This window comes from Aidingimonas lacisalsi (assembly GCF_008079445.1).
GTDB classification, from domain to species: Bacteria; Pseudomonadota; Gammaproteobacteria; order Pseudomonadales; family Halomonadaceae; genus Aidingimonas; species Aidingimonas lacisalsi.
This window is the reverse complement of record NZ_VRYH01000005.1, coordinates 21,046-39,107: the sequence shown is the minus strand read 5'-3', so window position 1 is coordinate 39,107 and position 18,062 is coordinate 21,046. Positions and strand designations below refer to the sequence as shown.

At 56.1% G+C, this 18,062-nt stretch carries 18 protein-coding genes; 12 read left to right on the top strand and 6 right to left on the bottom strand.

Annotation, left to right across the window (positions count from 1 at the left end; translation table 11 throughout):
* Positions 1-91 precede the first annotated feature (91 nt).
* Together FVV99_RS11525 and pepN are read left to right on the top strand one after the other, a co-directional pair.
* A complete protein-coding gene (locus FVV99_RS11525; RefSeq protein WP_148254244.1) occupies positions 92-538 on the top strand; it encodes a YbaN family protein in 447 nt (148 codons plus the stop codon).
* Between the two features lie 105 nt (positions 539-643).
* Positions 644-3,292 carry an aminopeptidase N gene (gene pepN / locus FVV99_RS11520; protein ID WP_148254243.1) on the top strand — a complete coding sequence of 883 codons (2,649 nt, stop codon included), beginning with the start codon at positions 644-646 and terminating at the stop codon, positions 3,290-3,292.
* Positions 3,293-3,341: 49 nt separating this feature from the next.
* On the opposite strand, the gene FVV99_RS11515 is transcribed toward pepN, so the two are convergent.
* Positions 3,342-3,635, bottom strand: coding sequence for a hypothetical protein (locus FVV99_RS11515; RefSeq protein WP_148254242.1), 294 nt, complete (start codon positions 3,633-3,635; stop codon positions 3,342-3,344).
* A gap of 164 nt (positions 3,636-3,799) precedes the next feature.
* Between FVV99_RS11515 and FVV99_RS11510 the strand changes: the two genes are divergently transcribed.
* On the top strand, positions 3,800-4,495 hold the full coding sequence (locus FVV99_RS11510; RefSeq protein ID WP_148254241.1) for an MgtC/SapB family protein: 696 nt from the start codon (positions 3,800-3,802) through the stop codon (positions 4,493-4,495).
* Positions 4,496-4,511: 16 nt separating this feature from the next.
* Here the strand turns inward: FVV99_RS11510 and FVV99_RS11505 are convergent, their stop codons facing one another.
* Genes FVV99_RS11505 through FVV99_RS19000 form a run of 3 tightly spaced genes read right to left on the bottom strand, consistent with a single transcriptional unit; the run spans position 4,512 to position 6,789 of the window.
* On the bottom strand, positions 4,512-4,898 hold the full coding sequence (locus tag FVV99_RS11505; protein WP_201745078.1) for a CBS domain-containing protein: 387 nt from the start codon (positions 4,896-4,898) through the stop codon (positions 4,512-4,514).
* 47 nt (positions 4,899-4,945) lie between these two features.
* Positions 4,946-5,296 (bottom strand): P-II family nitrogen regulator, encoded by a 351-nt coding sequence (locus FVV99_RS11500; protein ID WP_148254239.1) that lies wholly within the window; start codon positions 5,294-5,296, stop codon positions 4,946-4,948.
* The gene (locus FVV99_RS19000) at positions 5,293-6,789 is read right to left on the bottom strand and encodes a DUF1538 domain-containing protein (RefSeq protein ID WP_330860351.1); all 1,497 of its coding nucleotides are present in this window, start codon (positions 6,787-6,789) and stop codon (positions 5,293-5,295) included. The genes FVV99_RS11500 and FVV99_RS19000 overlap by 4 nt, the downstream gene beginning before the upstream one ends.
* Positions 6,790-6,969: 180 nt before the next feature.
* On the opposite strand from FVV99_RS19000, the gene yegS reads away from it, so the two are divergent.
* From yegS to FVV99_RS11480, 3 genes are all read left to right on the top strand, one after another.
* A complete protein-coding gene (gene yegS / locus FVV99_RS11490) occupies positions 6,970-7,896 on the top strand; it encodes a lipid kinase YegS (protein WP_148254238.1) in 927 nt (308 codons plus the stop codon).
* Between the two features lie 61 nt (positions 7,897-7,957).
* On the top strand, positions 7,958-8,386 hold the full coding sequence (locus FVV99_RS11485) for a VOC family protein (protein ID WP_148254237.1): 429 nt from the start codon (positions 7,958-7,960) through the stop codon (positions 8,384-8,386).
* Between the two features lie 164 nt (positions 8,387-8,550).
* A complete protein-coding gene (locus FVV99_RS11480; RefSeq protein ID WP_148254236.1) occupies positions 8,551-9,165 on the top strand; it encodes a hypothetical protein in 615 nt (204 codons plus the stop codon).
* 167 nt (positions 9,166-9,332) lie between these two features.
* On the opposite strand, the gene FVV99_RS11475 is transcribed toward FVV99_RS11480, so the two are convergent.
* Entirely contained in the window at positions 9,333-9,539 is a 207-nt protein-coding gene (locus FVV99_RS11475; RefSeq protein WP_092571174.1) for a cold-shock protein, read from the bottom strand.
* A 384-nt stretch (positions 9,540-9,923) separates the two neighbouring features.
* On the opposite strand from FVV99_RS11475, the gene FVV99_RS11470 reads away from it, so the two are divergent.
* Both FVV99_RS11470 and FVV99_RS11465 read left to right on the top strand, forming a co-directional pair.
* The gene (locus tag FVV99_RS11470; protein WP_148254235.1) at positions 9,924-10,346 is read left to right on the top strand and encodes a TM2 domain-containing protein; all 423 of its coding nucleotides are present in this window, start codon (positions 9,924-9,926) and stop codon (positions 10,344-10,346) included.
* Positions 10,343-10,984, top strand: a complete 642-nt coding sequence (locus FVV99_RS11465) for a LysE family translocator (protein ID WP_148254234.1) — start codon at positions 10,343-10,345, stop codon at positions 10,982-10,984. The genes FVV99_RS11470 and FVV99_RS11465 overlap by 4 nt, the downstream gene beginning before the upstream one ends.
* A gap of 36 nt (positions 10,985-11,020) precedes the next feature.
* Here FVV99_RS11465 and FVV99_RS11460 read toward each other — a convergent pair whose 3' ends face one another.
* Positions 11,021-12,979 carry a transglycosylase SLT domain-containing protein gene (locus tag FVV99_RS11460; protein WP_236645397.1) on the bottom strand — a complete coding sequence of 653 codons (1,959 nt, stop codon included), beginning with the start codon at positions 12,977-12,979 and terminating at the stop codon, positions 11,021-11,023.
* Positions 12,980-13,123: 144 nt separating this feature from the next.
* Here FVV99_RS11460 and FVV99_RS11455 point away from each other — a divergent pair, with 144 nt between their 5' ends.
* The 4 genes from FVV99_RS11455 to FVV99_RS11440 all read left to right on the top strand — a co-directional run bounded on the left by FVV99_RS11455 (position 13,124) and on the right by FVV99_RS11440 (position 17,856).
* On the top strand, positions 13,124-13,459 hold the full coding sequence (locus FVV99_RS11455) for a YkvA family protein (RefSeq protein WP_201745077.1): 336 nt from the start codon (positions 13,124-13,126) through the stop codon (positions 13,457-13,459).
* Between the two features lie 110 nt (positions 13,460-13,569).
* A complete protein-coding gene (htpG, locus tag FVV99_RS11450; RefSeq protein ID WP_148254233.1) occupies positions 13,570-15,453 on the top strand; it encodes a molecular chaperone HtpG in 1,884 nt (627 codons plus the stop codon).
* Between the two features lie 181 nt (positions 15,454-15,634).
* Complete coding sequence (locus FVV99_RS11445; RefSeq protein ID WP_161598994.1) at positions 15,635-17,116, top strand: protein adenylyltransferase SelO; 1,482 nt, start codon at positions 15,635-15,637, stop codon at positions 17,114-17,116.
* A 140-nt stretch (positions 17,117-17,256) separates the two neighbouring features.
* Complete coding sequence (locus FVV99_RS11440; RefSeq protein WP_148254231.1) at positions 17,257-17,856, top strand: isochorismatase family protein; 600 nt, start codon at positions 17,257-17,259, stop codon at positions 17,854-17,856.
* The last annotated feature ends 206 nt before the right edge of the window (positions 17,857-18,062 follow it).

Below are 18,062 nucleotides of genomic sequence, written 5' to 3'. Positions count from 1 at the left end.
GAGTCGTCAGGCGACATCCAACGGTCGGTATCGTCGCAGGCATTGCATCGACAACCCCGGGGCTTGTGGTGAGGTTCAAGGAGATATCTGGATGCCACGATCGTTGACAAGGTCGACGCTTCCCGTATTTCGGTCAGCACGCCAGGCCGCTTATCTGGTGTTGGCCTGGGTCAGTTTTGGCCTTGGTGTGATCGGCATGTTCCTCCCTCTGATGCCCACTACGTGTTTCATGCTTCTGGCAGTGTGGGCGGCATCGAAGGGTTCTCCGCGTTTTGCACGCTGGATTCGTGAGCATCCTCGCTTCGGTCCCCCGGTACGGGCTTGGGAGGATGAACGCGCTATTCCTCGTCATGCTAAATGGCTGGCCGTCATCATGCTGGCACTGTCGGTGCTGATCGTCGTCCTGACAGTCGATACGTTGATCGTGAAACTCGGCCTTGCTTTCGGGTTGTCAGGAGTGGGGATCTGGATACTGACCCGCCCTGAACCCCAGCGTGTCGGTGCCATGACCGATGAATCGCTGCCCGCACGGCGATGAGCGGTCATACTACCCGCCTGTCATCATCGTTAGCGCTTGATTTTGAGTCGATTGCCATGCCCCACTTACAATGAATGGCGATTATCCAACAGGAGCCTTCCTTTGATGTCAGCATCAGCACCGCAGCCGATCTATCTACATGATTACCGGCCTCCGGCCTATCGTGTCACTCACACGGAGCTCAAGTTCGATCTCGCCTCATCGGCGACCCGTGTATCCGCCAGGCTGCACCTCGAACGTCATCCTGAACGGCAGGAAGGGGAATTACCGTTAACTCTGGATGGTGAGGAGTTGCGTCTGCAGCGTATCGCCATTGACGGTCAGGAACTGGACGTCGATGAGTACGAGGTCGACAGTTCGTATTTGACCGTGCATCGAGTGCCCGACCGTTTCGTGCTCGATACCGAGGTAGAGATCGATCCTGCAGCCAACACGGCGTTGGAAGGCCTCTATCAGTCCAACGGTATGTATTGCACTCAGTGTGAAGCCGAGGGCTTTCGTCGTATTACCTTCTACCCGGATCGCCCTGATGTGATGGCGACGTTCTCCACGACGGTGATCGGCGACAAAGACAGTCAGCCGGTGCTGCTATCCAACGGAAATCCGGTGGAGCGGGGCGAATTGCCCAATGGCAAGCATTTCGTGACATGGGACGATCCGCATCCCAAGCCTTGCTATCTGTTTGCGCTGGTAGCTGGGGATCTGCAAAAGGTCGAGGATCACTTCACGACCATGAGCGGTCGCGAGGTCACCCTCCAGCTATGGGTCGAAGCGGAAAACCTGGATAAGACAGATCACGCCATGGCTTCCTTGAAGCGTGCCATGGCCTGGGATGAACGCACTTATGGTCGTGAATACGACCTGGACCGTTTCATGATCGTTGCCGTCAACGACTTCAACATGGGGGCGATGGAAAACAAGGGCCTCAATATCTTCAATTCAGCGGCGGTGCTAACCCATCCACAAACGGCAACCGATGCGACATTCCAGCGCGTCGAAGGCATCGTCGCCCACGAATATTTCCATAACTGGTCGGGAAATCGCGTCACCTGTCGCGACTGGTTTCAGTTGTCCCTCAAGGAGGGCTTTACGGTATTCCGTGATCAGAGTTATTCCGCCGATATCAATTCCGCACCGGTCAAGCGTATCGAAGATGTCTCCTTTTTCCGGACCGCTCAATTTGCTGAAGATGCCGGGCCGACCGCGCATCCGGTGCAGCCCGGTCATTATATCGAGATCGGGAATTTCTATACGCTGACCATTTACGAGAAAGGCGCAGAAATCGTTCGTATGCTGCGTAACCTACTGGGATGGGAGGCGTTCCGCCGAGGGAGTGATCTCTATTTCGAGCGTTTTGATGGACAAGCGGTCACCATCGAGGATTTCGTCGGTTGCATGTCAGACGTGTCCGGCCTGGATCTCGAACAGTTCATGCGTTGGTATTCTCAGGCAGGGACACCCGAAATCGATGCGATCGGTGACTACGACTACGCCAAGTGTGAATACCGTTTGACGCTGCGCCAACGGACACCGCCGACGCCCAATCAACACGAAAAGCTACCGCTGCATATTCCCGTCCGCTTGGGCATGGTAGGCACCAAGTCGGGCAATGATCTGGCCATGACGTTGAATGGTGAGTCTCTCGGCACGGATACGGTGATCCATCTGCGTGAGGATGAGCAGGAGTTCGTTTTTACCGATATCGCGGAAGCGCCGGTGCCGTCGTTATTACGCGGCTTCTCGGCTCCGGTCAAGGTCCGCTTTCCCTATGGGCGTGAAGACCTGGCTTTCCTGCTACAGCACGATTCGGACGGTTTCAACCGTTGGGATGCTGGACAGCGCCTGGCCTTGCTGGCCATGGACGACCTCATAGCCGCTCATCGCAATGGGGTGGAAAAAGTCATGGATGGGCGTGTGACAGAGGCATTCCGTGGGTTGTTGACCATGGAGGCGGACGATAAGGCGGTACTGGCCGAGATGTTGACGCTTCCCTCGGAGGCCTACATTGCCGAGCAGCAGCCAGTGGTGGATGTCGATGCCATCCATGCAGCCCGAACCTTCGTCAAGCAGTCGTTGGCCATGACACTGCGTGATGAGTTCATGGCCGTGTATCGTGCCAACCGGTCTGATGCGCCGTATGAACCCGAGCCGGGCCAGATCGCCGAACGCAATCTGAAGAACGTCGCCTTGTCCTATCTCATGTCGATCGAGGATGAAGAGGCCATCGAGTTGACGCGCAACCAATTCGATGCCGGACACAACATGACGGATGTGCGTACTGCGTTGACATTGCTGACCCACAGTTCACGGGGAGATCTCGCTGACCCAGCGCTCAAGACGTTCGGCGAGAAATGGGCTCACGATCCACTGGTGATGGATCAATGGTTCAGCATCCAGGTGACCCGACCCCAGTCGGATGCACTGGAACGGGTCAAGTTCCTGATGGATCATCCGGCGTTCTCGCTGACCAATCCCAATAAGGTGCGCGCATTGATCGGGGCTTTCGCCGGCCAGAACCGGGTCAATTTCCACCGTGCCGATGGCGAGGGGTATAAGCTGCTGGCCGATGTGGTCATTGAGCTTAACAGGCTCAATCCCGAGATTGCCGCCCGGATCATTACCCCGTTGACTCGATGGCAACGCTTCGACGAGTCACGACAAGCGTTGATGAAGGCCGAGCTCGAACGTATTCGTGGCGAGGATTTATCGCCCAACGTGTATGAAGTCGTGGAAAAGGCGCTGGCTGTGGAGTGACGCTGCACGTATCGATGCAGGCCGCTCATGGGAGCGGCCTCGTTGCCGCTCAGCCGACTAGCCAGCTCAGCACGATCAACCCAACGAATAGCCAGATCAACCCGCCGACGATACGGCGTCCCAGTAAGGCACGAATACCTTGGTAGAGCAGCCATAAGCCAATCAGCAGGAACAGCAGACTGAAGATCGAGGAGCTGATGCCCAATGCCTCGGTCAACCCGGTCACGAAGCGTTCCACGGTGTGGCTGATATTGCCGAAAAGGAGCGCCAGCAAGTCGATGATAAAGCGGATCGCTTCGCCGACGCGCTCCCCCAGCCAATTGGAAATTCCATCATCTTGCATGTGCCTGTCCCTGGAAGCGTGACATCGTGCCTGTATCGTACCAATCCCTCGAGCGGTACTGGTAGTCTGGGATATATAGCGTTGGTACTAGTGTGATGATCCATTGCGTGGTCGCGCTATGATGGATAACGAAGGTCGTGACATCGAGCAAGGAGGCGGTATCCATGTCGGAGGATCATTGGCTGATCGTGGTGAACCTGTTGGCTGCCTGGCTAGCGGGTAGCCTGATTGGACTCGAGCGCAGCTACCATGGGCGTCCAGCGGGGTTCCGAACCCACGCGTTGGTGTGCCTGGCATCGGCCATGTTGATGATCGTTACGACGCATCAGGCACAGTGGTTCGGGTCAGTCTTGCCGGATTCGGCGATCAATACCGATCCGACGCGCATGGCGCAGGGGATCATGACCGGCATCGGCTTCCTGGGCGCGGGTGTGATATTCAAGGAAGGCTTGACGGTCATGGGACTGACCACAGCCGCGTCGATATGGATGACAGCGGCGTTGGGGATTCTCTATGGCATCGGGTTCCTGATGCCGGCGGTGACCGTTTCACTGATCACGTTGCTGACGCTGTCACTGTTTCGCTGGGTCGAAGCCCGTATGCCGAGTCAGCATTTCGCCGATCATAGTGTGTGCTTTGCGGTAGGGGCGACTCCGGATGAGGACGCGTTGCGGCAGTGGATCAAGGCACATGATTGTCGCATCAAAACCATCAGTTACTCATTGATACAGCAGGGATCAGTCTTCGAGTACCGTATGACACTGCAGACGCTGGAACGCAATAATCTGACACGACTCGCATCAAGCCTGCGACAGCGTGACGATGTTATCACATTCTATCTGTGCCCGACGTCAGAGTAATTGCCAGAGTTAAGTGTTACTCGATCATTTCCATCACGGTTCCGACAATATCGTTCATAGTGACAATGCCCGTCAGGTCATTGTCGTGTAGGACAAGTACACGCTTGACACCATTATCCGTCATCAGTCGAGCGACGTGGCGTACGTCGAGAGATTCACCGACGCTGATGGCGGGCTTGGCACAGACGTCATAGATGTTGACCAAGTCGATATCGCCGTCTTCGGCGACAATCGTCTTAAGCACATTGGTGTAAGTGACGACCCCCCAGGCATCATGTGGTGTCTGCTGCTCCACGACCAGCGATTTCAGGTCATGGTCCTTCATCAATTTGAGAGCATCACGCAGTGATGCCAATGGCGATACGGTGACTACATCACGCACCATGATGTCCTTGACTAGCATAATTCGCCCTCATTAGGTAGTGAATGAGCTTGGAGGCACTCTGTGTCTCAGAGCGTTTCCTTGAGTTGTGCCTCGAAACGCTTGATCTGCGACATGTCGATACCCCCCAAGTGTTCGATTGGCAGGGTGAAGACGATACCTCGGGAATCCTCATCATCCGGATTGACGACAGCCTGGATGGCTTTGAGAACCTTAAGCGACAGCCCTTTTTCCAATGTCATCAGCATGATGGATTGGCTGCCCTCAAATGTTAGGCCGAAAAACGTTTTCTTGGGTTCTCCACCGATACCGCGTCCCGAGATCAACGTCATGCCGGCAGCTCCCGACTCTGTGGCTGTATCGATACACTCTTGCTCAAGTTCCTCGGCGACGATAGCTACCAATAGGGAAAATTTCATGATATCCGACCTCTCGTATGTGCCAACTTCTCGATCACGATGGCATAGCTCATTACCATGACTATAGGAAAGATCGATGCGAATGCGATAAGGCCAAACCCATCAATCAATACGTGACGACCATCGATGTGGCTCGCCAACCCGATGCCCAACGCTGTCACCAGCGGTACTGTCACCTCTGAGGTTGTGACTCCCCCTAAATCGAAAGCCAGCGCGACGATATAGCGAGGCGTGATGGCTGTCAGCAGGATAACCAGCGCATACCCGCCGATGATGTAATAATGGATGGAATCACCAGTAATGATTCGATGCACCCCAACCGTGATCCCAACAGCGACCCCGATGGCAACCAATATGCGTATGATATTCCCTTTTATTTTGCCTGCCGCAGCCTCTTCTGCCTGATCACCGATGGCGATCAATGCAGGTTCAGCCATGGTCGTTGCAAAACCGATGGCAAATGCGAACAGGTATATCCAGAACCAGCTGTCAAATCCAATCAATTGTTCGGCCATCTGCTTGCCGATAGGAAACAAGCCGAGTTTCAGGCCAACCACAAAAGCGTATAACCCTACTATGACGAGAGAGAACCCTACACCAAGCTGTAGCTTGTTTGTGAGGGGGTGCTTCAATACGAGATATTGGAAAAACAGGATGACCAATAAAATGGGTAAAACATCGCGTAGCATGACGAGCAGGTCGAGTAATGCTTGAATGGGTCCCGCAGGTGACATGCCTTCCTTACTGCTCGTAACGAGTCCTACATTACCTGATAGGTTACCTGGGTCTGCATACACTAGGATGCCGTATAGCTGCACGCTGATCATTGGTACCATGACAGCCAATGCCACCAGTCCGAAGCCATCCACTAATGGGCTACGACCACGGATCGAGGTGGCCAGCCCAATCCCCATGGCAGCGATCAAGGGGACAGTCACGATATTGGTCGTAACCCCCCCCGAGTCGTAAGCTAGACCGACAATTTCTTCAGGCGCGAAAAACGTCACGATGACCACGATGATGTAGCCGATGATCATGTACCAGTGAAGTGGATGCCCCAGGATGATTCGTAGTACGCCGCAGGCCATTACAATGCCAACGGAAGTGGCAACGACCAAGCGTAGCATCAGGGCATCGATGCGGCCTTCACTGATCTGCTGGGCTTGTTCTGCAACGGCGATCAGCGCGGGTTCTGCAACCACGGCCGAGAAGCCGATAGCAAAACCGAAAGCCAGGAGTATGGGCAGTGATCCTCGCCTTGCAAACTGGTTGGCGAGTCGTTTGCCTATGGGGAAAATACTGAGTTCGAGCCCTCTGAGGAACAATGCGACACCGACTGCCACGACAAGCAGACCTGCCGCCATGCTTCCTGCATCTTGAGGCCACTCTCTCAGCAACAAGGCCTGAAAAGCCACGACGACCAGGATGATTGGCAGTAGGTTGCGTATGGCATGCAGCAGTGCGCTGAGGAAGTCCCGAAATTGCTGTATCAAGCCTATTTTCCATTTGCCATCAAAAGGGTGAGCGCAGAGGGATACTATACTAGCGACATTGCTCAGAGACCCCAAGAATCATGTGGGTATTGATATACGTCAAATGCATCGATCCATTAATGGATGATTGCGCACGACGGGGTAAAGCGTGAGAGTCTCCGTACAACGTGTCGAAGGAGAATGAAGGTGGAATCATGCCAGTCAGCCCGTTTGATACTCAACGGCAAGTCGGCACAGTTTCCCGAGGTGAGAGAAGCGGTATTTACCCTGCGTGACTCCGGCTTCGACCTCGGCGTGGTTGTCACCTGGGAGGCCGGTGATGCACGACGGTTTGCATGCCAATCGGTCGAGGCAGGGGTGGAGCGAATCATCGCAGGCGGTGGCGACGGAACGATCAACGAAGTCGTGAATGGTCTGATGTCATTGCCGGAAGATCAGCGCGTGCCTCTGGGTGTGTTGCCACTGGGCTCTGCCAATGATTTTGCCAATGGCGTGGGACTACCGCTGGAGCCTCTGCCGGCACTGAAGATGGCCATGAATGCACTCCCCGTTGAAACGGATGTGGTGTGTTCCGGGCAGCAGTACTTCGTTAATATGGCGTCATGCGGTATCGGAGCGGAAGTGACATCGACGACGCCGGAACCCCTCAAGCGTTTTCTGGGCGGTGGAGCCTATTCGTTGATGGGGGCGCTCAAGGCGTGGAGCTATCAGCCTTATCAGGGGCAGTTACGCTGGCCTGAGGGCCACAGCCGCGCTCCGTTGTTTCTGTTGGCTGTCGCCAATGGGACTCAGGCGGGCGGTGGGCAATGTCTGGCACCTTCGGCGCGCCTCGATGATGGTTTGCTGGATGTCCTGATCGTCCGTGATTTCACCTCACTCGCGGAAATGAGACAAGCGCTTGCCGAAATTGAAGCGTTACCGAATAGCGGCGATTTCGTAACCTATTTTCAGACGACGCAGTTGCATTTCGACGGTGATGGTCCCTTGCCGGTAACGCTTGATGGTGAACCGTTCCACATCGATCATTTCGAAGCCACGATCGAGTCGAGGGCGATACGTATGCTGCTGCCACCGGCCTGTTCGCTGCTCTCTACCAAGAGGGCATGATGCACGCAACGTAGACTCCCGTACGTTGTGTACCGACAATGAATGTAGAGGAGATTCTCACATGCCTAATCCGTTTCATCTTGCCATGCAGGTCCATGACCTTGCTGAAGCCCGCCGATTCTACGGTGAATTACTGGGTTGCTCAGAAGGCCGCTCGAGCGAGCGTTGGGTCGATTTCAATTTCTTCGGCCACCAGTTCGTCTGCCATTTAAACCCGGAGCTGGGGGAGGGTGGTGCCGGTCTGCATCGCAACCCGGTCGATGGTCATGGGGTGCCTGTTCCGCATTTTGGTGTCGTGCTGGAAATGGAGGAGTGGGAGTCACTGGCTGATCGGCTACGTGCTGCAGGCGTGGCATTCGAAATCGAACCCTATGTGCGTTTTCAAGGCGAGCCAGGGGAACAGGCAACCATGTTTTTCCTTGATCCCAGTGGCAATGCTTTGGAATTCAAGGCATTTCGTGATATTGAAGGCCAGCTCTTCGCCACGTAAAACGGCGCGTTGTTACCTGGCTCAGAACGGCGCAGCCGAAGATCGGGATGGCGGTCGTGGATGAGTTGCTTTAGCGGTGGCGTGTTCGCTTGCGTTGGGGCAAGCGCTTTGATGCAATAACTGCACCTAATGTAGCTGTCGATTTGAATGACTGGAGAATGAGGATGATCAAGAAACCCTGGATGCCCTTGGTCCTGGTGCTGGCCCTTGGGTTAGCCGGGTGTGGTGACAGTGAGGAGGATGACACCGCCCAGGATAGTGGTAATGGCTCGGAGACGAGCATACAGGATGATGAGACCGCGCAGGATAGTAGTGGCGGCTCGGAAACGGCTGTACAGGACGATGAGCCGGAGGCCTCCTCCGAGACCGATGATGATGAGCTGACAGCGTCGACGGAGGACGACGTGCCTGCCGGTGGTGGTGGCGATATTGCGAGCGGCAGTGAAGGTGGCGACGATCCGGCATCCGGAAGTCCGGAGGGCGATCTCGAAGCGCTGGAAGAAGAGGTCGAAGGCGCTGATGCCGAGGCGGAAACGCTCGGAGAAGGTCCTGATGTGATTGACGATGAAGATACGTTGCCGGGTGAAACGAGCCGTTCGGATGTCGACGAGTTCATGGAAGAGACAGAGCGCCGTTTCGATGAAGCGCAGCGCGAGATAGATGAGCAGTTCAAGGAGATCGAGAGTCAGGACCCTGCTGAGGGACTTGATGATCTCGAAGGCGTAGAGGAACCGGACACCGGAGAAGCGCCGTCTTCGAACCGTAGCGACGAGCCATGAAAGAATGTATGAGGGCCGCTCTTCGGAGCGGTCCGCTAGCCCGAGCATGATGAAAGTCGCGGCAAGGGTAGCAATAAAAAGGACCCACGCGATGGTGGGTCCTAGTTAGCCTGCATGGTCGAGTCACGGGAAGGTGACTACATGCTGGCTAGATCAAGATACCAAACTCAGTTGGTGACCTTGATGTTAGCGGCCTGAAGGCCTTTCTTGCCCTGGGTGACGTCGAAGCTCACCTTCTGGCCATCTTGCAGGGTTTTGAAGCCTTCAGCCTGAATTTCTGAGAAGTGGGCGAACAGATCATCACCACCCTCGTCCGGAGAGATGAAGCCATAACCCTTGGTGTCGTTGAACCACTTGACAGTGCCAGTTGCCATTGTCGATTTCCTTAACTAACTAAATGATGTTACCGGGACAGGGCGAAACGCCTCAGCGACCCGTTGTGCGTGGGTCCAGCAAAGAAGAAGTGCGCACGTGGAGTCTCGAAGGAATCGATCAACAACTGACGACTTTCTTACTTGCAAACCTACGCTGCTGATCATGCAACAGTAGAGGAGATGCGTCAAGCAAATCTGCATCGCCTCCTGCCCGTTCCGCGATCTGCAGGAATTACTGTAGATGGAAATGAGCGAGGCGTCCAGCCAGTCGCGGTTTCTTTCCTATGATCGGCGCATCAGACAGCGTTGCGAGACGCTGCTGGCTGGGCGAAGATGCGTCAGGCAGACGTGCACGGGGCATTTGACGTAAAACAAGGACTCACTATGGCGACATTAGGTACGGCTCCCAATGATACGCACAGCAAGCTACTGGGGTATCTGCTCTGGCTGTTCGGCTTCCTGGGGGCACATCGTTTCTACTACGGCAAGCCGGTGACCGGTACGATCTGGTTCTTCACCTTCGGGCTGTTGGGTATCGGCTGGTTGATCGACCTGTTTCTGATACCCGCCATGGATCGTGAAGCGGATTTGCGGTTTCAGGTCGGGCCCATTGATTATTCACTGGCTTGGATTCTGCTGACCTTTCTCGGCGTATTCGGCCTGCACCGAATGTACATGGGGAAATGGTTGACCGGCATTCTCTACCTGCTGACGGGAGGACTGTTCCTGCTCGGTGTGCTGTATGACTTCTGGACGCTCAACGATCAGATTTCCTTGCGTCATTCCAGACGAGATATTTTTCAATGATCGACGAACAGTTTCTGCCATTCCTGTTGGCCATCACCTTGCTCACGCTCAGTCCCGGGGTCGATACCTTGCTGGTTATCCGCAATGCCAGCCGTGGAGGCCTGCGTGATGGAGTACTGACCAGCGTGGCGATCTGCAGTGGATTGTTCGTTCATGCGACGGTTTCCGCACTGGGGATCTCGATGCTACTGCTGCAATCCGCGTGGGCGTTCAATGTCTTGAAGATGGCTGGTGCCGCCTATCTGGTCTGGTTGGGGCTACAGAGCCTTTGGAGTGCCTGTCAGGGACAAGGGTTGCGCATTGAGGAGGTCCATACCGCGCGTCGGCCGGTAGCTTTCTGGGTACCGCTGCGCGAGGGGCTGCTGTCTAACGTCCTCAACCCCAAGACGATCATGTTCTACATGGCCTTTCTTCCTCAGTTCCTGGCACCTGACGATCCGGCGTTGATCAAGTCGCTGTGGCTGGCTGGGGTACACTTCGTGGTTGCCAATGTCTGGCAGATTGCGGTTGCCGCGGTGGTGGGCGGAGCCACCCGTTGGTTGGCCAAGCGATGGGTATCGCGAGGCCTGGATGGCATGACTGGCGCCGTTCTGGTGGTCTTCGGTTGCAAGTTGGCGCTTCAGCAACGTCCCGCCTGAGTCGGTTTGCGGCGGCCCATCGAGTGAGTCGATCCGTTACTGCCTTGCCAGTAGCGAAGGGCTGTAGCTGACATCACGCTCACGGGGTGTCATCATCGCCACGCCTTGGGTCTCGCCACCGTTCGCCAGACTCTCGAAGATCACGCGGTAGGCCATGACCGCCTGGACGTAGTTGCGCGTTTCGCTGAAAGGAATGCTCTCGACGAACAGGTCGAACTCTTCCGGTGCATTGCGTAGCCAGCGATCGACTCGGCCCGGCCCGGCATTATAGGCGGCCGTTGCGGCTAGTCGATTGTCGCGATACCGCTCGAGCATCTCACTGATATAAGCGCTTCCCAGTCGGATGTTGATCTCGGGATTCTCCAATCCCGTCGGGCCTGGATCACCGATACCCAGCTTGCGGCTCACGTGCGTTGCCGTGCCAGGCATCAATTGCATGAGGCCACGGGCACCCGCAGGCGAGGCGGCTCTGGGGTTGAACGCACTTTCTCGACGCGCGATTCCCATTAGCAGGTAGGGGTCGACATCATTGTTTCTGCCCCATTTAAGGAACTGGTCGCGGTAAGCGCTGGGAAAGCGCCAATCCAGTGCATCCCAGAGGTCGGCCTGGATAGTGGTCTGGATCATCTTCACGAACCAGCCTCGGTTGGCAGCATAGTCGGCCAGCGCTCGCGCTTCCTGAGGAGAGGCATGTTCGATGGCATAGAACCATTCACTGTTGGCCAATCCAGGTTCACCAATACGCATCAAGGCTTCAGTGCGCTGGACCTGCGGCCAGTCGGCAATCTCGTTTCGGTATGCGTCATTGAAGGACGTGCGCTCCAGATTCAGAGAATACGGGCGCTCGAGACGATCTGCGGCGGCAAAACCGTAAAAGTTGCGTTCGACCGCAGCGGCGGCATACGCCGTCTCGGCTGTTTGCGGGTCACCGAGTTCTTCGAGGGCACGCCCTAGCCAGTATTGCCAGCGGGCTTCCTGACGGGGTTCATCGGGCATGCGATGGATCCAGTCGATGACACTGCGCCAGTGACGGTTGGCCAGTGCTTCGCGTACGCGCAGAGTCAGTAGTTCCTGATCGTCTAGCCGAGGCAACACCTGATCGACCCAGGCGCGATTGTTATGGACATCCCTGACCATCGAGTAAAACGCCAAGTCTCGCTCGATAGTCTGGCGCTGTTCGTCATTGACGGGGACATGGCGCGCGATTTTGCGCCAGGCTTCCAGGGCCGCTTCGGTATCGGCACGAGTGAAACCGTACATGGCCGCGGCGAACAGGGGCCCGCCACCCTGCCCATCGGGCCCGATACGGGTGGGAACTCGGGTAATGGCGGTATAATCATTCTGCACGCGTTCGACGGCATCGATACCTGTCTGCCAGCCACTGCCGAGCTGGCGTTCCAGATAACTCATCAGTCCGGCTTCACCGGCCTGCCATGCCAGCATCATCCGTTCCCAGATCAGGGCGTCATCGATCGTTCCATTGGCCATCAGCCGTTGGAAAAGCGAGTCGCAGGCCGACGGTTGGGAATGCGCGCTCAGCCACAGTTGTCGACCACCTTCCGTCGCTTGTCGGGGGTCGCGTTCAAGCAGGGCACGATAGTAGTGGCATCGGCGGGTGGTATCATCGGGCACCACGTCGCTGATGGCCAACACTCTGTCATATCGCTGTGCTTTTCCGTAGGCCGTAATGGCCTGGTTTCGCATCCACCTCGATAACGGTGAATCCGAGTGCTCGTCGATGAATGCCTGTACCTCGCTTGCGGATGCTGTCGGAAGTCGGTCGCGCAAACGGTGGTAAGCGACATAACCAGCGAGTTCGTGGTCTTCGATAGCCGCTTGATCAATGGTCGACCAGTCTTTCTGGCGGGCGGCGTCCAGTGCCTCGCGCATGTCGCTATCACTACTCGCGGATGCGAAAGGTGCGGCCAAGGGGAGACACAATGCCAGACCGGCAAGCGTCATGTACCAGCGTCCGAAAAGGCTCGATCCGCGCATCCGGTGAATCTCCTATGCTTGCCTTGCAACCAGAATGCTCCCTATCCTCGCCGATAGTGAGGTGCTTGAGTAGTGTCGCCAGAATCCGACAATCGAGCAACAACGAAGTGTCACTCGATGTCGGCCCCGCCAAGGAGAGCATCGATGCCTAAATTGACACGTCACACGCTGTGGGGCCGCTTACGCCAGCGCGCGGGGGCCTTGAGCCGGTTGAAGCGGGCGCTGCGCTGGTTTCTGCCAATGACTGCCGACGTCATCAAGGGGCGTTATCGTCCTGTCCCCTGGCAAGCATTTGGCTGGATGGCGGCCGCAATCATTTATCTCCTCTCGCCGCTCGATCTGATCCCGGACGTGCTGCTGCTGATCGGCCTGCTCGATGATGTGGTCATCGTCGGCTGGTTACTGACACGCGTCGATCGTAGCCTGGATGACTACCGACGCTGGAAGGGTGAGACACCATCCGCAACCGATCATTGGTAAACGGTGCTTGAAATGTGTCATCCGAGCCCCATATTTCGAACACGACACGACGACCGGCATTCCGTGTCGGCATATATCAATGTCTGAGTGATCGATGAGGGACTCGATTCATGTCCACCGCTACCCATGAAGAAACATTAGGCTTCCAGACAGAAGTCAAGCAGCTATTGCACTTGATGATTAACTCCCTGTATTCCAATCGGGAGATATTCCTGCGCGAGTTGATATCCAACGGCGCCGATGCTTGTGACAAGCTGCGTTATCAGGCGCTGGACAACGACGGCCTGTATGAAGATGACAGCGAGTTGCGCATCGAGATAGAACACGATGCCGAGGCGGGAACCGTGACACTGCGTGACAATGGCATCGGTATGAGCCGCGATGATGTCATTCAGAATCTCGGCACGATTGCCAAGAGTGGCACGGCCGAATTCCTCAAGCAGCTATCCGGTGAGCAACAAAAGGATGCCAAGCTGATCGGTCAGTTCGGTGTCGGTTTCTACTCGAGCTTCATCGTGGCCGATGAAGTGACGGTCAGGACACGGCGCGCCGATCTACCGCACGATTCAGGGGTCGAATGGCATTCCCAGGGAGCCGGCGAGTTCACGATCGCTGATATCGAGCGCGCTGCACGGGGCACCGAAATCGTGCTGCATCTCAAGGAAGATGCCAAGGAATTCGCCGACGACTTTCGCCTCAAGAGTCTGGTTCGCAAGTACTCCGACCATATCGAAGTGCCGGTTCGTATGCCCTCGGTCGAGAAAGACGACGAAGGCAACGAGACGCATGGCTGGGAAACCGTCAACGAGGCGACGGCATTGTGGGTTCGTCCCAAGTCGGAGATTAGCGAGGACGAGTACAAGGCGTTCTATAAGCACGTCGCACATGACTTTTCCGACCCGCTGACCTGGAGTCACAACAAGGTCGAAGGCAAGCTGGAGTATACCAGCCTGCTGTTCGTACCCGAGCGTGCTCCTTTCGACTTGTACGAGCGCGATGGGGCGCGTGGCCTCAAGCTCTACGTTCAGCGCGTGTTCATCATGGACGATGCCGAACAGTTCCTGCCGCTCTATCTGCGTTTCATCAAGGGAGTGATCGACACCAAGGATTTGTCGCTCAACGTCTCCCGAGAGTTGTTGCAGCAGGATCCGCAAGTCGACAAGCTCAAGTCGGCCCTGACCAAGCGTGCCCTGGACATGCTGAAGAAACTGTCCAAGGACGAGGAAACGTACCAGACGTTCTGGAATACGTTCGGCAGCGTCCTCAAGGAAGGACCCGCCGAAGATTATGCCAATCGTGACAAGATTGCCGAGTTGCTCCGTTTCGCCACGACGCATACCGACAGTTCGACGCAGGATCAGTCCCTGGCGTCTTATGTCGAGCGCATGAAAGAGGGGCAGCAGAAGATCTACTATATCGTTGCCGACAGCTTCAATGCGGCCAAGCATAGCCCCCATCTGGAAATTTTCCGCAAGAAAGGGATCGAGGTTCTGCTACTGTCCGATCGCGTCGACGAATGGCTGATGAGTCACTTGACGGAGTACGACGGTAAAGCATTCGTGGATATCGCCAAGGGCGACCTGGATCTGGGCGAGATCGAGGACGAAGACGAAAAGCAGGCACAGGAAGAAACGGCCAAGGCCAAGGAAGGTCTCGTCAAACGCGTTCAAGAGTCGCTGGGTGAGGAAGTACAGGAAGTCAGGATCACTCATCGTCTGACCGACTCCCCGGCATGTGTGGTACTCCCCGAGCACGAGATGGGGTTCCAGATGCGTCGCATCATGGAGGCGGCCGGCCAGAAACTGCCCGAAGTCAAACCGATACTCGAGCTCAACCCCGAGCACGCGCTGGTGACACGACTCGAGACATCCGACGGCGATGCCTTCTCGGATCTGTCTCGCATTCTGCTGGATCAGGCGATCATTGCGGAGGGAGGCCACCTCGATGACCCGGCCGCTTATGTCAAGCGGCTCAATGAGTTATTGACTGTGTGACAGTATCATTCATTGACTATGAACCCTACTCGGCTGCAATGCGGGTAGGGTTTTTTTGTGCTCTGGTAACGTCTTGCCTGCGTGCTCTGGAACCCTATGGCATCGGCCGATGACGCAGTTTGGTCGGGGGAAGCGCTAGGCGTTACAGTGGCAGTCAATGCACATGCCATCCGAGAAGACCATGACGCTGCACGATTTGCGTTTCGATAACGCCTGGGCAAAATTTCCTGATGATTTCTTTACCCGCGTCACTCCGACGCCCTGGTCAGGCACGCGCGTGCTTGACGTCAGTCCGCTGGGGGCGAGTCAGCTCGGGCTCGATGCCGAAGCACTGTGGAGAGACGAAGACGAGCATGCCACGCTGACATCGTTGATGGCCGGACGCAAATTGTTACCGGGCATGGAACCTATCGCTCAGAAATACACCGGTCATCAGTTCGGCAGTTACAACCCGGCGCTTGGCGACGGTCGCGGTTTGCTGTTGGGTGAAGCCGTTACCGACAGCGGTTTTGTCGACCTTCATCTGAAAGGCGCCGGTCAGACGCCATATTCACGCTTTGGTGATGGCCGCGCCGTCTTGCGTTCATCGATTCGAGAATACTTGGCCGGCGAAGCGATGGCGGGGTTGGGGATTCCCACCACAACGGCGTTGGCGGTCGCGGTCAATGAGGAAAAGGTCATGCGTGAACGTGTCGAGCCGGGGGCTACGCTGTTGCGCTTATCGGAGAGTCACGTTCGTTTTGGGCATTTCGAGTGGTTGTACCAACGGCAGCGGCCAGAGGATATCGAGCGCCTGGCATGGCATGTGATCGAGCGTCACCGTCCGTTACTGCGTGAGGCGGAAGCGCCCTTCGAGGCCTTGTTCGAGGACACGGTAACGCGGACAGCGGATCTGATCGCAGCATGGCAAGCGTACGGTTTCGTCCATGCGGTGATGAATACCGACAATATGTCGTTACTGGGCCTGACGATCGATTATGGTCCATATGCGTTCATGGACCGATATCAACCACGCCTTGTCCCCAATCATACCGATGCCGAAGGCCGTTATGCCTTCAATCAGCAGCCAGGCGTGGCGCTTTGGAATCTCGCTGTCTTGGCGCAATCGCTGACGCCGCTGATTGATGTCGAGCGTTTGCGGGCCATTCTGGATACGTTCGAGCCACGCTTGCAATCAACCTACGCCGACTACATGCGCCAGCGTTTGGGCTTGGCTGAGAAATGGGAGGAGGACCACGCTCTGGTATCGTCCTGGCTCGCGTTGCTCGAGAAGCATAGTGCGGATTTTCATGGGGCGTTTCTATCGCTCGTCGATTACGATGGTAGCCAGGCGTCGTTTGCTGATGTGGCGGCTGCCCTGGAGTGTGAGCCCGATGATGACGCCTTGGTGCAGTGGTTGCGGCACTATACTGACCGCTTGGCACAAGAACCGCGATCTCGGCAGCAGCGCCATGACGCGATGGCAAGCGTCAACCCGCGATATGTCCTGCGTACGCACCTGGCCCAGTCGGTGATCGAGTCGGCTGAAGCGGGGGACAGTGAGCCGTTGCGGACGTTTCGCGAGCTGCTTGCCGACCCCTTCACCGAACGGCCTGACATGGACGTATGGCAACAAGTGCCGTCTCGTAACGCGCCTCCCGTCAATCTATCCTGCTCGTCCTGAATGATCGAGCGACTGCTGAAGCATCATCCCCGGTGAGCCCGTGCGTGCGGTATCAGGGGATGAATCGTTTTCCAAACAGCCTTGCGGGCAGATTGCCGCGCTAACTCCTATGCTGCAAGGATGTGGTCAAGGAGGTGCCCATGGGGACCCAGGTCGGTAATGCACGGTTGCATCTTTATGATGCTCGCGATGAGCGTTCGGCATTGATGCTTATCGATGTCCAGCAGGCCATCGATGAACTGGCACAGGCCAGTGAGTTCAGTAACCCTTGGATGGAAACGCGATTAACGGATTTACTGGCGTGCTGGCGTGGTGGCAATGGTCCTATCGTGCATGTCAGGTATTTTTCGCATGCGCCTAAATCCCTCTACCGCAGTGGTCATGTCGGTGCCGAATTCAAGGCGTGTGTCCAGCCTCGTCCTGGTGAGCGCATTGTCACCAAACATGTAAGCAGCGCTTTCGTCGGCACCGACCTCGAGACGTGGTTGGGGCGCCATGGAATCTCCCAATTGGTGGTTGCCGGGTTCTCCACGACTGGTGCTGTCAGTACCAGTGTGCGTCACGCCGTGTGTCTCGGTTTGTCGGTCAGCGTTGCTCAGGATGCCTGTGCCTGTCTAGCGGTTGCGGATGGGCATGGCCGCTCCTGGGATGCCGAGACGTCGCATCGGTTCAGCCTGGCGCAGCTCGAGACGCAAGGCGTGAGCGTGGAATCGACACATGACTTGATTCAGCATTTTTGATACACCGGGGGCTTAATAATAGGTCAGACCAATTGCATATTGTCTGTCCATAACGATAACGTATTGCTTATGGTGATGATAAAGAAATTTTCATGGTTGATTAGTCATGGAAATCCTTTTAAATCATGAGGTTGATTCTTTGTTGATTTATAAAATAAAGCTTATACCGATAATAAGGTATGCCGTATACTGCCTTTTTTTGCAGA

Excerpts from the sequence above, each read along its gene's own strand:
- FVV99_RS11525 (WP_148254244.1), top strand. The coding sequence starts at position 92 with ATGCCACGATCGTTGACAAGGTCGACGCTTCCCGTATTTCGGTCAGCA.
- pepN (WP_148254243.1), top strand. The coding sequence starts at position 644 with ATGTCAGCATCAGCACCGCAGCCGATCTATCTACATGATTACCGGCCT.
- FVV99_RS11515 (WP_148254242.1), bottom strand. The coding sequence starts at position 3,635 with ATGCAAGATGATGGAATTTCCAATTGGCTGGGGGAGCGCGTCGGCGAA.
- FVV99_RS11510 (WP_148254241.1), top strand. The coding sequence starts at position 3,800 with ATGTCGGAGGATCATTGGCTGATCGTGGTGAACCTGTTGGCTGCCTGG.
- FVV99_RS11505 (WP_201745078.1), bottom strand. The coding sequence starts at position 4,898 with ATGCTAGTCAAGGACATCATGGTGCGTGATGTAGTCACCGTATCGCCA.
- FVV99_RS11500 (WP_148254239.1), bottom strand. The coding sequence starts at position 5,296 with ATGAAATTTTCCCTATTGGTAGCTATCGTCGCCGAGGAACTTGAGCAA.
- yegS (WP_148254238.1), top strand. The coding sequence starts at position 6,970 with ATGAAGGTGGAATCATGCCAGTCAGCCCGTTTGATACTCAACGGCAAG.
- FVV99_RS11485 (WP_148254237.1), top strand. The coding sequence starts at position 7,958 with ATGCCTAATCCGTTTCATCTTGCCATGCAGGTCCATGACCTTGCTGAA.
- FVV99_RS11480 (WP_148254236.1), top strand. The coding sequence starts at position 8,551 with ATGATCAAGAAACCCTGGATGCCCTTGGTCCTGGTGCTGGCCCTTGGG.
- FVV99_RS11475 (WP_092571174.1), bottom strand. The coding sequence starts at position 9,539 with ATGGCAACTGGCACTGTCAAGTGGTTCAACGACACCAAGGGTTATGGC.
- FVV99_RS11470 (WP_148254235.1), top strand. The coding sequence starts at position 9,924 with ATGGCGACATTAGGTACGGCTCCCAATGATACGCACAGCAAGCTACTG.
- FVV99_RS11465 (WP_148254234.1), top strand. The coding sequence starts at position 10,343 with ATGATCGACGAACAGTTTCTGCCATTCCTGTTGGCCATCACCTTGCTC.
- FVV99_RS11460 (WP_236645397.1), bottom strand. The coding sequence starts at position 12,979 with ATGCGCGGATCGAGCCTTTTCGGACGCTGGTACATGACGCTTGCCGGT.
- FVV99_RS11455 (WP_201745077.1), top strand. The coding sequence starts at position 13,124 with ATGCCTAAATTGACACGTCACACGCTGTGGGGCCGCTTACGCCAGCGC.
- htpG (WP_148254233.1), top strand. The coding sequence starts at position 13,570 with ATGTCCACCGCTACCCATGAAGAAACATTAGGCTTCCAGACAGAAGTC.
- FVV99_RS11445 (WP_161598994.1), top strand. The coding sequence starts at position 15,635 with ATGACGCTGCACGATTTGCGTTTCGATAACGCCTGGGCAAAATTTCCT.
- FVV99_RS11440 (WP_148254231.1), top strand. The coding sequence starts at position 17,257 with ATGGGGACCCAGGTCGGTAATGCACGGTTGCATCTTTATGATGCTCGC.